Annotated in this window: 12 protein-coding genes; 8 read left to right on the top strand and 4 right to left on the bottom strand. The window is 42.5% G+C overall.

What is annotated here, in order from left to right; genetic code table 11:
• Positions 1 to 109: 109 nt before the first annotated feature.
• Together CYLST_RS11445 and CYLST_RS11450 are read right to left on the bottom strand one after the other, a co-directional pair.
• The gene (locus CYLST_RS11445) at positions 110 to 1003 is read right to left on the bottom strand and encodes a polysaccharide deacetylase family protein (protein ID WP_015207886.1); all 894 of its coding nucleotides are present in this window, start codon (positions 1001 to 1003) and stop codon (positions 110 to 112) included.
• A gap of 197 nt (positions 1004 to 1200) precedes the next feature.
• Entirely contained in the window at positions 1201 to 1626 is a 426-nt protein-coding gene (locus tag CYLST_RS11450) for an NUDIX hydrolase (RefSeq protein ID WP_015207887.1), read from the bottom strand.
• Positions 1627 to 2004: 378 nt separating this feature from the next.
• On the opposite strand from CYLST_RS11450, the gene CYLST_RS11455 reads away from it, so the two are divergent.
• The 3 genes from CYLST_RS11455 to CYLST_RS11470 all read left to right on the top strand — a co-directional run bounded on the left by CYLST_RS11455 (position 2005) and on the right by CYLST_RS11470 (position 7381).
• Complete coding sequence (locus CYLST_RS11455; RefSeq protein WP_015207888.1) at positions 2005 to 2820, top strand: SDR family oxidoreductase; 816 nt, start codon at positions 2005 to 2007, stop codon at positions 2818 to 2820.
• 1396 nt (positions 2821 to 4216) lie between these two features.
• Positions 4217 to 4747, top strand: coding sequence for a hypothetical protein (locus tag CYLST_RS11465; protein WP_015207890.1), 531 nt, complete (start codon positions 4217 to 4219; stop codon positions 4745 to 4747).
• Positions 4748 to 5026: 279 nt separating this feature from the next.
• Positions 5027 to 7381 carry a two-partner secretion domain-containing protein gene (locus CYLST_RS11470; protein WP_015207891.1) on the top strand — a complete coding sequence of 785 codons (2355 nt, stop codon included), beginning with the start codon at positions 5027 to 5029 and terminating at the stop codon, positions 7379 to 7381.
• A gap of 25 nt (positions 7382 to 7406) precedes the next feature.
• Here CYLST_RS11470 and CYLST_RS35535 read toward each other — a convergent pair whose 3' ends face one another.
• Positions 7407 to 7604 (bottom strand): hypothetical protein, encoded by a 198-nt coding sequence (locus CYLST_RS35535; RefSeq protein ID WP_216595238.1) that lies wholly within the window; start codon positions 7602 to 7604, stop codon positions 7407 to 7409.
• Between the two features lie 7 nt (positions 7605 to 7611).
• Between CYLST_RS35535 and CYLST_RS11475 the strand changes: the two genes are divergently transcribed.
• Together CYLST_RS11475 and CYLST_RS11480 are read left to right on the top strand one after the other, a co-directional pair.
• A complete protein-coding gene (locus tag CYLST_RS11475) occupies positions 7612 to 8784 on the top strand; it encodes an alanine--glyoxylate aminotransferase family protein (RefSeq protein WP_015207892.1) in 1173 nt (390 codons plus the stop codon).
• A gap of 235 nt (positions 8785 to 9019) precedes the next feature.
• The gene (locus tag CYLST_RS11480; protein ID WP_015207893.1) at positions 9020 to 9481 is read left to right on the top strand and encodes a hypothetical protein; all 462 of its coding nucleotides are present in this window, start codon (positions 9020 to 9022) and stop codon (positions 9479 to 9481) included.
• A gap of 21 nt (positions 9482 to 9502) precedes the next feature.
• Here CYLST_RS11480 and CYLST_RS11485 read toward each other — a convergent pair whose 3' ends face one another.
• Positions 9503 to 10648, bottom strand: coding sequence for a BMP family ABC transporter substrate-binding protein (locus CYLST_RS11485; protein WP_015207894.1), 1146 nt, complete (start codon positions 10646 to 10648; stop codon positions 9503 to 9505).
• A 129-nt stretch (positions 10649 to 10777) separates the two neighbouring features.
• Between CYLST_RS11485 and CYLST_RS11490 the strand changes: the two genes are divergently transcribed.
• The 3 genes from CYLST_RS11490 (at position 10778) to CYLST_RS11500 (ending at position 14791) form a co-directional block, all read left to right on the top strand.
• Positions 10778 to 12271 (top strand): acyl--CoA ligase, encoded by a 1494-nt coding sequence (locus CYLST_RS11490; RefSeq protein ID WP_015207895.1) that lies wholly within the window; start codon positions 10778 to 10780, stop codon positions 12269 to 12271.
• Positions 12272 to 12398: 127 nt separating this feature from the next.
• On the top strand, positions 12399 to 13427 hold the full coding sequence (locus CYLST_RS11495) for a 2-dehydropantoate 2-reductase (RefSeq protein WP_015207896.1): 1029 nt from the start codon (positions 12399 to 12401) through the stop codon (positions 13425 to 13427).
• Positions 13428 to 13540: 113 nt separating this feature from the next.
• Positions 13541 to 14791 (top strand): bifunctional sterol desaturase/short chain dehydrogenase, encoded by a 1251-nt coding sequence (locus CYLST_RS11500; protein ID WP_015207897.1) that lies wholly within the window; start codon positions 13541 to 13543, stop codon positions 14789 to 14791.
• The last annotated feature ends 94 nt before the right edge of the window (positions 14792 to 14885 follow it).

A 14885-nucleotide genomic window follows, 5' to 3' on the forward strand; every position in this document is an offset into this window, starting at 1 on the left:
CTGTCATTCAGTAGGACAGGCAAGATGCCTGTCATTCAGTAGCAGGCGAGACGCCTACTCTACTTTTGATTTTGCACTAAATTATGGGGGTGATTTTGGCTGTTCATCGTTAGTTTTTAACCGCAGGTGAAGCTTTGGTTGCTAACGGCTGTTCTTGGGCTTGAATTTCCAACAGTTCAGGGACAGTTACAAATCGATAACCTTGGGATTTCAAGCCGGCAATAACTTGTGGTAAAGCCTTAACAGTCCGAGAACGGTTACCCCCACCATCGTGCATGAGGACAATTGCCCCTGGTTTGGCGCTTTTGAGGACATTTTTGACCATTGTTGCTGCTGGCGGTACACGACGTTCAGCATCTCCCGACGCTTCCGACCACATCATAATGGCGTATTTTTGACTTTTGGCATAGTCAACTAATCCATTATTCAAAAAGCCGCCTGGGGGACGAAAGAGAGTAGTTTTTACGCCTGTAGTTTTGTAAATTATATCTGCTGTGCGATTAATTTCACTAGCTGCTGTAGCTGTATCCATACGACGGTACCAATGATGCCAGGTATGGTTGCCAAGTACGTGACCATCAGCTACTATTTTCTTCGCCACTTGGGGAAAAGATTGCACCATGTTTCCCACCACAAAGAATGTAGCCTTGATATTATTTTTCTTTAAAATCTCTAATACCTGTGCAGTGTTTTTTGGGCTTGGTCCGTCGTCAAAAGTCAAAGCGATGACTTTCTCATTCGGTTTCAGTTTTGCCTGATAAATAGTTGTTCCGGCAAATGCTTTAGGCACTTCCACCATCTGGTTTGTCGCTGGAGGGAAAGTTTGCGCTAATACAGTCCCACCCACACTTGCTTTAGTACTATTAATGTCTGCTTTTTTGATTGCCAACAGATGATTAAATCCACCTTTAGGTAGAAGCGAAGTCATACCAACACTACCAGCAGCAATCCCCAAGAAAATGATTCCTACTTGTAAACTTCGAGAGAATTTCCAGTCTGACACCTTAACACTCCTCAGATACTAGATATTAGTTATTGGGCATTGCTTGCTGCTGATGGCGAGTTGTTGGATATTGACTAATATTTTTGTTCCCGTCAAGTCTCTCTGACAAGCTATCTACTTGATTTACAAGACAAAAAAGCCCGATACACTACCTGATAGATTTTAAATTATGCTAATCAATGTTTGGCAAATAGATATTAAATATTAACTTGAACTTTGTCTTGGGAAATTTTCAAAATTCTTTTGAGTGAGGCTTCCTTGACTAAGCTAGCTGCTGTATTCACATCTAGCCACTGCCGTTCTCTCTTACTAGCTTCTGGCCAATCTTCTAATACGATTTCTACGGGTAACAAAAACAAATTTACACGGTAAGTATTACCTCGTTTACGATACTTGTAATAACCGAGTTTATGAGTATTTACCTGACCAATAACTCCTGCTTCTTCCCATGCTTCTTTTGCTGCGGAATCAGACGGACTCATGCCTTTGCAAATTCCCCCTTTGGGAATTACCCAGTCTTGACGGCTACGATTTGTAATTAATAATACTTCAATTTTTCCATCTTTGATCCGATAGGGAATTACTCCCGATTGTTTAAATACTTTGTTAGTTGTTTGGCTCATTTGAATAGATTCCTGATAAATCAGCCTTTAGATTTTAAGTGTTGTGATGGTTATCGGGTGATAGTCAGGAAACATAATTGGCAATCTTGAGTATCCATTTATCGCCCTTGATAAAATCTTTCACCCAATTTTGGGTTTCTTCCGTATAAATTCTGACGAAGTGTGATGTTTGGCGCTGACAATATTTACCTAAAAATCAAAATAATGGTTGTCTGGTTTCTGTAGAACGTCTAATCAATCGAAAATTGCTGTAAATCAATTTTTCTGATTCTGCTGTCAACAATCACAGGGCATATCTGCAAACATGGGATATATTTTCTAGGCTACTTGATTCACGGAGGAGGTAAATTAGCAATAGAGAATATCTAAGAGAAAGTTATGACTTCAGTTGAAGATTTAGTACTCGTTGCTGGTGCGACTGGTGGTGTAGGACAACTGGTGGTAGGTAAGCTGCTAGAAAAAGGTTTTAAAGTTCGCATTCTGACACGGAATGCAGCTAAAGCCACAAAGATGTTTAATAACAGAGTGGAAATTGCCGTTGGTGATATCCGCGAAGCGACAACACTCCCAGCAGCGATGCCGGATGTGGCGGCGATTATTTGTTGCACTGGGACTACAGCTTTTCCTTCAGCTAGATGGGAATTTGACCCCAGCCTGAACGTAATTGAATGGGGAATCGCTTTTGTTGACCGTAAATTTAGTGAAGCTAAAGCTAAAAATAGTCCAGCAAAGGTTGATGGCCAAGGTGTCAGCAATTTAGTAGCAGCAGCACCAGGCAATTTAAAGCGGTTCGTTTTTGTGTCTTCCTGTGGCATTCTCCGTAAAGATCAGCTTCCTTGGAGTATTCTCAACGGTTTCGGTGTCCTTGATGCCAAACAACAGGGTGAAAATGCGATCGCTACTTCAGGACTACCCTACACCATAATTCGCCCCGGACGCTTGATTGATGGCCCCTATACCTCATACGACCTCAACACCCTGCTGAAAGCAAAAACCGGGGGCAAATTTGGTGTGGTCGTGGGTACAGGTGACACACTACAAGGTGATTCCAGCCGCATTGACGTAGCCGCAGCTTGTGTGGAAAGCCTTTTTTACCCAAGTGCGTCTGGGCAAGTTTTTGAGTTAGTCAACCAGGGAACCAGACCAACAGTGATTGACTGGGAGAAACTTTTTTCCCAGTTAGAGAGGACTTAAACTTCTACTTTTTATTAGGGCTGAGGGGTGACACGCATCTTGCCAACCAAAAAAGAAAATGTGATCAACCCTGTAACATAAATTTTGGTAGATGCTATTCTGTGGATTTTGGGGCTAATAGTCTTACTTAGTGCTAGTTTCAGGATTTTTTCGGTTTCCAAAAATCACCCGATAACAACCAATTGTTACGGGAAATGCTGGTAAATTTGCTGCAAAATGCGATCGCACGGAGAGTCCGTCAGAGGCGATCGCCACTGCTAGCTAGAATGTGTTGTAGGTAAAAGCCTTTAAAAGTTGTCACCAAGTAGCCAGTTTTGACTTAACGCACACACCACCAGCCCAAAACCAAAACCGAGCAAGAAGAGTAGGCGCTGATTATTGGTAGGGATGGACACTAATTGTTGGTGTTTAGGTATAAAAATATTTATTTTATTTCAGCAGTACAGTGATCATTACAAAGTAGTCCCATCTGACTGAGGGGCTACAGCCTTCTTGCCAATTCAAAAACAATTTGATAATAATTCGCATTTATTAGCTGATGCATACAATGGCTGGGATGCTTATATAGCAACAATCTAGCTATTTTAGCATCTTGCTAACATGGACGAAAGCAGCCAAATTTATGGAAATATGGAATGATTTCCCAAAAAATAATGTAAACTTTTGTAAAATTAGCCGTAATTGCAGTCAGGCAAGGTGAAGAAATAATTAGTACATCATAAAATTATTTTACGTATCTGCCGAGTTACAAGGAAAACACCAAGTCATGAGTATTCAAAACCTAACTCAAGTAAGCATTGATCCCCAAAGATTAAAGCAGGTTCAATTAGAAATTGAGAATGAATTAAGCCAAGTCTTGAGTCAATGTAACTTGACACATATTCTCAAAAAATATGAACTGCCAGATATAGACTTCATTAGGTTAAAGTTGATAACTAGCCCAACTGAACTCAAATTAGATGTTGGTATCGACAAAATAAAAGTAGCTTCTTTATTAGTAAGCTCGGAGATTAGTACACTGGACTGTGAAACATGCATTTGCTGGTGTTTCAATTCTACTACTGGGACTGCGTACAGATGCCCTTGTCCATAATCATTGGCTAAGTTGAATATAGCGTATTCCAGCTATATCCTATTACGTGGAATACGCGCTTTTCCTAGGGGCATAAAAGTTTTATGCCCCTATTTGATGTTATTGGCAAATCGAATTAGCAAGTTGATAAAATTTTGGCTTTGTACTTAATCAGCAGTTAACAATGCTGCTAATGTTACAAGTTTTAAACTCTGATCAAATAAAAATGGACATTACTGAATTAAATGTAATCTATTTAACGTAAAGGCAACGCTTCTGTTGTTCAGAAACTGTTAATTATCTAGAAAGGTGCAATATCAAGCTATGAAAAATATTTTGGGCTGGGCAAAAGGGCTAGGAATAGTAATCGGTAGTGCAATAGCTTTTTCTGGAACCTCTGCTGTTGCCAACATTCACCAGGATGCTACTTTAACTAGTAATTTAAACTTTGCTACCCAGGGTAATATTAGAATATTTGACGGCAGCAATAAATCTGTAAACAATTTGAGTCCTACCGTTCTCCTGATGCTAGAACCATCGGCATTAATATCAACAGTCATTAACGCTGAAAAATTACCGCAGGTTCAATTAGAGATTGATAATGAATTAAGCAATATATTGAGTCAATCTAACTTTACATACATATTCAAAACATATGGACTGTCAGATATAGACTTGATTATGTTAAAGTTGAAAAATAGCCCAACTAAACTCAATTTAGATGTTGGTATCGACAAAATAAAAGTAGCTTCTTTATTAGTAAGCCCGGCGATTGGTACACTGGACTGTGATGAATGCGTTTGCTGGTGTATAGATCCTAATGGTGGGGGTATGTACAGATGCCCTTGTCCATAATCCTTGGCTAAGTTGAAAATAGCTTATTCCAGCTACTCCTATTATGTGAAATACACGCTTTTCGTAGGGGCATAAAAAATTTATGCCCCTACCTTATGTTTTTGGCGTATATAAATATCTAATTTGGTAACAGGAGAATGAAGATATCTATACGCAATAGAGTTTTTTAGGAAAGATTAAAACACAGAGTACATTTTTTTATTGTAGTCTATATTAATACAGGTGGGATGTCACCGTTATTCAGCAACGTTACTTCTTGGGAGAGGTGGAATATCTGGTATGAGAAATCTTTGGATCTGGTTTCCAGGGCTAGAACTGGCAATAGGTGGTGTAATGGCTTACTCTGCACACTCGGCTATTGCTCAAATCACCCCAGATGGAACTCTACCTAATAATTCTCTTACAGAACAGGTGGGCAAAAGTATAAATATTAATGGTGGAACCAAATCTGGAAGCAATCTATTCCACAGTTTTGACCAGTTTTCTGTCCCTGATGGGATTACAGCTAACTTTCAAAATATTGGGGGTATTCAAAATATTTTTAGCCGGGTAACGGGTAAGTCTATTTCTAATATTGAAGGCACTTTGAAAGCTGAAGGTGTTAGCCTGTTTCTAATTAATCCTAACGGGATTGTTTTTGGGCCCAAGGCTTCTTTACAAATCGGCGGCTCATTTATCGGGAGTACAGCCAGTAGTGTGATCTTTGACAATGGTGCTAAATTTAGTGCCACAGATCCCCAAACCCAACCTTTACTCACAGTAATTACTCCCATCGGCTTACAATTTGGAGCAACTGCGGCTCCCATCCACAACCTATCTCAAGTAGCTCCAAACAGTTCCTCTAAAATTGAACTAGGTGGGCTACAGGTGAATCAAGGCAAAACTTTAGCACTTGTAGGCGGTGATATAACACTGGAGGGCGGAAGTTTAACAGCAAATTCAGGACGAATTGAGCTAGGAAGTGTAGCAGCTAATAGTCTGGTGAAATTAAAACAAATAGAGCAAGGTTGGAGTTTGGGATATGAAGATGTAAAAGGTTTTCAAAACATTCGACTCATGCCGCGAAGCGATAATGGTAATCAAATTCAATCTCGGGTAGATGTCAGTGGTATCAGTGCTACCACTGATACCGCTGGTACCAGTGGCGGTAGCATTCAGGTGAGGGGTAGGAACGTGGAAATAATTGGCAATAACTCGGTCTTGGCAAGTTCAACTTTCGGTGAGGCAAATGGCCAAGATATAACTATTATTGCCAGTAAATTAATTGTTCAGGATAATGCACAAATAATTACTACTACCAACAGCAAGGGAAAATCGGGAAATTTGATTGTGAATGCCTTGGAGTCCGTAGAGCTAATTGGTGGTACTGGTGGAACTGGACTTTTGGCTTTAACTTTTAATGAGGGTAAGGCAGGTGATATTACAATCAAAACCCGGACGTTGCGGCTCAAAGATGGGGCAGCGATAACAGCATATTCTGCTACAGATTTAATTTCTCCAACGCAACCAATATCTGAGGGTAAAGGAGGGAATATAACTGTGGACGCCTCGGATTTAGTAGAGATAGCTGGAAACCCAAAAACAGAAACTTTCAGTATTTTATCTGCTTCAACTCTAAATTACGGAAATGCAGGGACAGTCAACATTACCACAGGACAATTGATTGTCCGTGATAGAGGTTTAATCAGTGTGGGAGTTAATTCTGCAAAGAATTTACCTAACCAAGGAGATCAAAGTAATCTGGGAACACCAGGCTTAATAAACGTAAATGCTCGCTCTATCCTTCTAGAAAATAAAGGAATAATCTCATCGACGACTCAAGCAGGTAATGGCGCGAATATTAATCTACAGGTGCAGAACACATTACTGATGCGCGGCCAAAGTCAGATATCCGCTAGTGCAGGACAGGCAAATGCAGGTGGGAATGGTGGTAATATCACGATCAATGCCCCTAAAGGCTTCGTTGTCGCTACTCCCTTAGGAAATAACGATATCACTGCCAATGGCTTCTCTGGCGCTGGTGGTAATATCACCATTAATGCTAAGAGCATCTTTGGGTTTGTGCCCCGCACTCGTGCAGACTTGGTGAAGTTGTTGGGCAATCCAAAACCAAATGAACTAGACTCGCAATACGTGCCAACAAGTGACATCACGGCATTTTCTAAGCAAAACCGTGACTTAAATGGCGTTATCCAAATCAACACACCAGATATTGACCCCAAAAAATTAGTGGAACTGCCGGAAAATCTGATTGATACTGCGGGGCAAATTGCTGCCGCCTGCGGTGCTGGTGGCAAACTAGCAGGGGGTTCATTTACTGCCACAGGGCGTGGTGGCGTAGTAGCTGACCCCACGGATGTATTGACGTCTGAGGCTGTGCTGACAGATTGGATTTCAGTCTCAGATGAAGGTGAAAATCGTGCTGGCGGTGTCCGTAATAATGCGGTGACTCAGAAGCAAGGGAATATAGAGTCTGATGCACAAAAGGATAATGCTGTCAATTCACCAGAGCAAATTGTCGAGGCTCAAGGGTGGGTAATTGATGCCCGTGGTAATGTGGTTCTGGTGGCTCAAGCACCGACTGTAACACCTCATAGCCCTGGACTGAAGCAGGCGGATTGTGCTGCTCATTAGGTTATAGCAGCTTTCATTTAAGTGTTTAACCGCTCATGAGGTGACATTGAATCTGACCTTGTAGGGGAGAGACTTTGAATTTTCCGCCTGAGAGCGTCGGGAAGGGTGCCATCATTTGGGAGAAAATCAGGGTGCAGAAAGCGTTTGTGCCGTGTTGTGGGTCAAGATAAATCAAAAGAGATGCGATCGCACTATGATTCGGGTTAGTACCGTCTAACCTCAAACAGATTATGACGCCAACAATCACCATCAACGAAAGCCTTAGATTGCCACTCGCACCCCTAGACATCCCCTCCCGGTTGCTGCTGGGCCCTGGGCCATCTAATGCCCATCCTGCCGTGCTTCAGGCAATGAATACCTCCCCCGTGGGACATCTTGATCCCGCTTTTCTCTCACTTATGGACGAGATACAGTCCCTACTGCGCTACACTTGGCAAACTGAAAACCCCCTTACCATTGCCGTCAGTGGTACCGGTACAGCAGCAATGGAAGCAACCATCGCCAATGTTACAGAACCTGGTGATGTGGTTTTGATTGGCGCTGCTGGTTATTTTGGTAATCGTCTTGTGGATATGGCAGGGAGATATGGCGCAGATGTGCGAACCATTACCAAACCTTGGGGAAAAGTTTTCACCCTCGATGAACTCCGCACTGCTGTACAAACCCATCGTCCAGCTATCTTAGCTTTAGTCCATGCAGAAACCTCCACCGGCGCACGTCAACCTTTGGAAGGTGTTGGTGAATTGTGTCGGGAATTTGGCACTTTGTTGCTGGTGGATACGGTGACAAGTTTGGGTGGTGTGCCGATATTTTTGGATGAGTGGGGAGTTGATTTAGCTTATAGCTGTAGTCAAAAAGGTTTGGGTTGTTCTCCTGGTGCTTCGCCTTTTACCATGAGTCCCCGTGCTGTGGAGAAGTTGCAACAACGCCAAACGAAGGTGGCTAACTGGTATTTGGATATGTCGTTGCTGGGGAAATATTGGGGAAGCGATGGGCTACGCCCCGCTGGAAGCGATCGCACTTATCACCACACAGCCCCGATTAATTTATATTATGCACTGCGGGAAGCACTGCGTTTAGTGGCTGAGGAGGGATTAGCAAATTGCTGGCAACGTCACCAAAAGAATGTAGAGTATCTTTGGGCAGGTTTAGAAGAGTTAGGATTAAGTTTGCACGTTGAGCGAGAGTACCGTTTACCAACTTTAACTACTGTCTGCATTCCCCAAGGGGTAGATGGTAAGGCAGTTGCCAAGCAGTTATTGCATGAGCATAATATTGAGATTGGTGGCGGTTTGGGAGAACTCGCCGGTAAAGTTTGGCGCGTCGGGTTGATGGGTTTTAATAGTCGTCCAGAAAGTGTAGATCAACTTTTAGCGGCGCTGCGGCAGGTTTTACCTAAATAGTTTTGCTGTGATAGGTGCGTTAGTGGTAGGGTAACGCACCTGAGAGAAAATAGTAACCATCACCGCCGTTGAGGACTGTCAATTATTAGATACTCATAAAACAACAATACTCAATATTTATTTTTATGAAGCGTCTGGCGAAATTTTCAGATAATTTTGATATCTTTGAAGTCCGGTAAATCACAAGTGATAGTTTATTAACGCCATCATGATGATGGGTTATGAGGTATCAAGTATGATTCATCACCTGTCTATTTCTGCTCAAAAACCCCAGCATGTTGCCGAAGTTCTAGCTGAAGTCTTGAATGGAAAAGCTTTTCCCTTTTTTCCTCACCCAGGCAGTTATATGGCTTTGTCTCTCGACGAACATGGGACAGGAATCGAAGTTTATCCGTTAAAAACTCAAATAGTACCTGGTGAGGGAAATGAACAGTCTAAATTTGTAGAGGCTACTACTTCCCCTACTTTTACAGCTACTCATGCGGCGATTTCTGTCACGAATACCCAAGAAAAAATTGAGGAGATTGGCAATCGAGAAGGTTGGAAAGTACTGCGTTGTCACCGCAACTCTTCTTTTGATGTCATTGAGTTTTGGTTAGAAAATAGATTAATGATAGAACTACTCACACCAGAAATGGCAAATCAATATTTAGCCGTTACGCATCCAGAAAATCTCCAGAGAATGTTTGCTGGCTAAATTGACAAGCCACGGGGATATCTATTCAGGTTTCTGCTGGGGAATTGAAGAGTCAATTCCCTCAACATACCAATCCATCGCCAACTGTCCCTGATCATCCAACACCTGACCCTTGGGTATTCGCACCACACCCTTTTGGTCTTTCACCGGGCCATCAAAAGGATGAGCAATACCTTGAATAAACGCCTGACGCTTCGCATTTACTAACTGCTGAACTTCCACCGGAATTGCCTGATTCATTGGGGAAATATCCACCATCCCGGCACCAATACCATCCCAAATATCATCAGCTTTCCAAGTGCCATTGATCACGGCTAAAGCTTTGTCTATATAAAATTTGCCCCATCTGTTAATAGCTGATGTTAGGTGTGCTTTTTGACCAAAGGTACTCATATCAGTGTTGTAGCCAAATGCATAGATTCCTTTTTCCTCAGCCAGTTGGACAACAGCGGCTGAGTCAGTATGCTGTGTCAGCACATCTGCACCTAAATTGATTAAAGCAAGTCCAGCTTCCCTCTCTTTAGCTGGATCATACCAACTTTCTACCCACAGCACCTTGACTTTTGCCTGGGGATTAGTTGCCAGTAGTCCTTGAGTGAACGCACCTATACCCCGAATAACTTCAGGAATAGGAAATGCACCAATAAAACCAATAATGTTGGATTTTGTCATTTTGCCGGCAATCATCCCGGTTAAATATCGCGGTTCTTCAAAGCGTCCCAAATAAGTGCCGACATTAATAGCGCGTTGATATCCGGTACAGTGTTCAAAGGCAATTTGGGGAAAATCTTTAGCGACTTTCAATGTCGGATGCATGTAGCTAAAGGAAGTTGTGAAAATTAACTGATTACCGTCTAATGCTAATTGGCGAATTACTCTTTCGGCGTCATCAGAAGAGTTGATACTTTCCACAAAAGTAGTTTTTACTTTATCCTGAAGATTGGCTTCCATTTCCCGGCGACCTAAATCATGGGCATAAGTCCAGCCAAAATCACCTACAGGCCCTAAATACACAAATCCTATCTTCAGAGGTTCATTGACAGCAACAGGCGATGCTGAGGGAGATACCTGTTCCTGAGAATTCGATTTTTTTCCGGGGACACAACTAGCTAAGGTAAAGCTAGATCCTGCTAAAGTGGCATACTTTAGAAAATAACGGCGATCCATACTTTATTGATTTGGTTTACCTGGCGAGAAAGAGTATTCTGATTCCTGATAGAAGTAGATACAGCCTGACACCAAAATGATTTGCTTGATTTTAGCGCTTTATTTTTGTCGTTAACTTACTGAAAATTTATGCAACCGAACTTATTTACACTTTTAGCAGGGGAAGACAATCATCCAGCCTTAGTTACGCCTGATGGCCCATCACTAACTTATGGGCAATTGCGTGAAAATGTAATTGAGCTGGTATACCAACTTCAAGATTTTGGGTTAAAAAGAGGTAATCGCATTTCTATTGCCATGACTAATGGTGTCCCAATGGCGATAACCTTTATTGCGTCTGCCTTGTGTGGCACTGCTGCACCCTTAAATCCCAAATACAAACAAGAAGAATTTGCTTTTTACTACGCAGACACCAATGCCAAAGCGCTGATTACATTGTCGGAATTGCCAGAAGCCGCGATCGCCGCTGCCTCACCAAATATGCTCCTAATTAACGCCAAGGTAAATACTGACGGTACTTTAAGGTTTGAATTGGTCAAAAAAGGCAAAACCCCAAATTCAGAACCGCCCAACGCCGACGATGTAGCAATGATTTTGCACACCAGCGGTACTACTAGCCGTCCCAAACGTGTCCCCATTCGCGATCGCAACTTAATCGCCTCTGCAAATAACATCATTAACGCTTACTCCCTAACAGCCGATGACACCACAATCTGTTTAATGCCGTTGTTTCACATTCACGGATTGGTTGGGTGTTTGTTGGCAACTTTAGCATCAGGCGGTACGTTAGTTTGTCCCAATGGTTTTAATGCTCTAGAATTTTGGAAACTGGTGGAAACCTACAAACCCACCTGGTACTCCGCAGCACCCACCATGCACCAAATAATTTTGGCACGGGCTAGCCGCAATGCCGAAATTATCCAAGCTAATCCTTTCCGCTTCATTCGTTCCAGCAGTGCCCCCCTGCCTTTAGTGATTATTGAACAGCTAGAAGCTACCCTAAAGGCTCCTGTGGTGGAATCTTACAGCATGACGGAAGCATCTCACATGATGACAACCAACCCCCTACCGCCAAAAGTACGCAAACCGGGTAGTGTCGGTTATGGCTTCGGCGTCGAAGTGGGGATTATGGACAATCAAGGCAATTTGTTATCTCAGGGAAGCTTGGGTGAGGTGGTAGTTAAAGCACCGAATGTAATTGATGGTTATGAAAATAACCCAGAAGCTAATGCCACAGCTTTTGTTAACGGTTGGTTTCGCACAGGTGATCAGGGCAAACTAGATGCAGATAATTATCTTTATCTGACTGGCAGAATTAAAGAATTGATTAACCGGGGTGGGGAAAAGTTTTCTCCTTTAGAGGTGGATGATGTCTTGTTGCGTCATCCCGCTGTGTCGGAAGCTTTAGCTTTTGCTGTTCCTCACAAGTCTTTAGGTGAAGATATTCACGCTGCTGTAGTTCTAAAAGCAGAAGTCAGCGTTCAAGAACTGATAGCTCACTGTAAAATCACCTTGGCGGATTTTAAAGTTCCTCAGCAAATTCACATTTTAGAACAATTACCCCGTGGTGCCACAGGCAAACTGCAACGGTTAGCAATGGCGCAATTGCTGAATGTTGGGTAATGGGTAATGGGTAATTGGTAATTGGTAATTGGTAATTGGTAATTGGTAATTGGTAATTGGTAATTGGGATCAAGATTAATCCTGCTCATCCTTTTATCCTTCAATCCTGATTTGTAACTGACGAAAAATGAAAATTTGTATTGTTGGTGCCGGTGCTATTGGTGGATATCTGGGGGCGAAATTGGCTCTAGCAGGTGAAGCTGTGACGCTGATTGCTCGCGGTTCTCATTTGGAAGCGATGCAAAAAAATGGGCTGAAGTTAATGCTGGCTGATCATTCTAGCCAAGTTGCTGTTCCCACTTTGGTGACTAACGATTTTACCCAAGCGGGGGCGCAGGATGTGGTGATTTTGGCTGTTAAGGCTCAGAGTCTTCAAGCGATCGCATCTTCTCTCCCTGCACTCTACCATTCTCAGACAATGGTGGTAACGGCTCAAAATGGTGTGCCTTGGTGGTATTTCCGCAAACATGGCGGCGAGTATGAAGGAACGCGGATTCAGTCGGTTGATCCTGAGGGAATAATTGAAACCCATATCGGCGCTGAACGGGTAATTGGCTGTGTGGTTTACCCAGCCGCAGAGATAGTTGCACCGGGAGTAATTCAGCATATAGAAGGCGATCGCTTTACATTGGGTGAAATCGACGGTACAAAAAGCGATGGCGAAACGCCCGCTAAAAGCGATCGCATTCAATCACTAGCTCAAGCTTTCAAACAAGCCGGATTTAGAGCACCAATCCGCAATCAAATCCGCACAGAAATTTGGGTGAAATTATGGGGTAACGTGGCGTTTAACCCCATCAGCGCCCTCACTGGTGCGACTTTAGAAGCTATTGCTCAATATCCCCCCACCCGCGAACTAGCACGGCAAATTATGACCGAAGCCCAAGCGATCGCCGAAAAGTTAGGGGTTAATTTTGGCATCTCCCTAGAACAGCGAATTAATGGAGCCGAAAAGGTTGGCGCCCATAAAACATCAATGTTACAAGACATTGAAGCCGGACGTCCCACAGAAATAGATGCGATCGTCAGCGCGATCGTCGAACTCGGTAAACTGACGCAGATTCCCACACCCCATATAGATGCCCTATGTGCCAGTGTCAAGCTCTTAGAAGCAACCAAAGCCAACCTGAAGGGTGAAAAATCAAAATCCCCGTAGAACAGGCGTCTCGCCTGTTTCAAGCATCCATTTGAATTCCTGTAAAACTCGACCTAAAACCATATTTATCAGAATATGAAGAATAATTAAGAAAAGATGGTGTGGAAAAAGAGATGATCAGGATATTAGCTGAAAGCTGGATAGGATTTGAGGGCAAATTAAATATTGATTGGATTTTAATAAATACCTGCTTGCAGTTTGCTAGCTGGGGACTCTTCTCACTTTTGCTTACTGAAGTATTAAGAGACATCTACCATGCCTTGTGCCACAAGATAACTTGGCTAACTAAATGGCACAACAAACACCATGCAGCTTATCGCCGCGATTTATCCCTAGTTTCCCAGAAAGCTTACATAGATTCCCAGCTTTACCACGATATTGTCGAGTCAAGCATACTAGTAGTCATATTAACAGCACTAGCCTTAATAGCCCAGCAATGGGGGTTATGGTTAGGAGTAGCCTATACTTCTACCTTCTTATATGCTGCATCCCTGCGGTATTTCCAAGGAACGATTGATACAGACTACAACCACCTACCCGGCCCATTAGAAACAATTCCCTCCGTGTGGTTAGTGAATCGAACATATCATTGGCGACATCATTTTGATGATGTCAACGCCTACTACAGCGGTGTTTTTCCTTTAGTAGATAAAGTATTAGGAACAGGACTTTCTCTTAAAGGTAAAACCATCGCTTTAACAGGTGCATCAGGTGCATTGGGGCAAGAATTAGCCGCAGAAATTCTCAAGCACAATGCTAAAGTTGTCGCATTAACCACAAATCCCGAAAAAATCCCAGCGCAAGCTGGACTGAAAGTAGTTTCTTGGCAATTGGGAAATGAAGCTGAACTGAAAAAAAGTTTAGAAAAAGTTGATATTCTGATTATTAATCACGGTGTCAATGTCTACACTGATCGCACATCAGCAGCCATCAAAAATTCCTACGAGGTAAATACATTTTCAGCATTACAGTTGATAGATATATTTTCCACAACCGTCACCGGGGGAGAAGCCAAAGCAACTAAAGAAATTTGGGTAAACACTTCTGAAGCTGAAGTTTCCCCAGCCCTAAGTCCACTTTATGAACTCAGCAAAAGAGCATTGGGAGATATTGTCACTCTCAAGCGACTAGATGAAGTTTGTGTAATTCGCAAATTAATCTTAGGTCCGTTTAAGAGTCAACTAAATCCTTATGGTGTGATGTCAGCATCGCAAGTCGCGCGAGGTATTTTGTTTTTAGCAAAGCGGGATTTTAGAAATATCATTGTCACGATAAATCCGCTGACTTATTTGCTTTTTCCAGTCAAAGAATTTAGTACTTGGCTGTACTATCGAGTTTTTAGCAAAGCAGTAAAAAGTGAATAACTGATTTGGGTGATGCCCACCATTTTTGCTTTAGGCATATTGAGCAAAGATAACTATAGCGGTTTTCGTTTGTATGCAATACATCTTGACCTCT

This window comes from Cylindrospermum stagnale PCC 7417 (assembly GCF_000317535.1).
In the GTDB taxonomy this organism is placed as follows: domain Bacteria; phylum Cyanobacteriota; class Cyanobacteriia; order Cyanobacteriales; family Nostocaceae; genus Cylindrospermum; species Cylindrospermum stagnale.

Excerpts from the sequence above, each read along its gene's own strand:
- CYLST_RS11480 (WP_015207893.1), top strand. The coding sequence starts at position 9,020 with ATGATTCATCACCTGTCTATTTCTGCTCAAAAACCCCAGCATGTTGCC.
- CYLST_RS11495 (WP_015207896.1), top strand. The coding sequence starts at position 12,399 with ATGAAAATTTGTATTGTTGGTGCCGGTGCTATTGGTGGATATCTGGGG.
- CYLST_RS11485 (WP_015207894.1), bottom strand. The coding sequence starts at position 10,648 with ATGGATCGCCGTTATTTTCTAAAGTATGCCACTTTAGCAGGATCTAGC.
- CYLST_RS11465 (WP_015207890.1), top strand. The coding sequence starts at position 4,217 with ATGAAAAATATTTTGGGCTGGGCAAAAGGGCTAGGAATAGTAATCGGT.
- CYLST_RS11470 (WP_015207891.1), top strand. The coding sequence starts at position 5,027 with ATGAGAAATCTTTGGATCTGGTTTCCAGGGCTAGAACTGGCAATAGGT.
- CYLST_RS11490 (WP_015207895.1), top strand. The coding sequence starts at position 10,778 with ATGCAACCGAACTTATTTACACTTTTAGCAGGGGAAGACAATCATCCA.
- CYLST_RS11450 (WP_015207887.1), bottom strand. The coding sequence starts at position 1,626 with ATGAGCCAAACAACTAACAAAGTATTTAAACAATCGGGAGTAATTCCC.
- CYLST_RS11455 (WP_015207888.1), top strand. The coding sequence starts at position 2,005 with ATGACTTCAGTTGAAGATTTAGTACTCGTTGCTGGTGCGACTGGTGGT.
- CYLST_RS11475 (WP_015207892.1), top strand. The coding sequence starts at position 7,612 with ATGACGCCAACAATCACCATCAACGAAAGCCTTAGATTGCCACTCGCA.
- CYLST_RS11500 (WP_015207897.1), top strand. The coding sequence starts at position 13,541 with ATGATCAGGATATTAGCTGAAAGCTGGATAGGATTTGAGGGCAAATTA.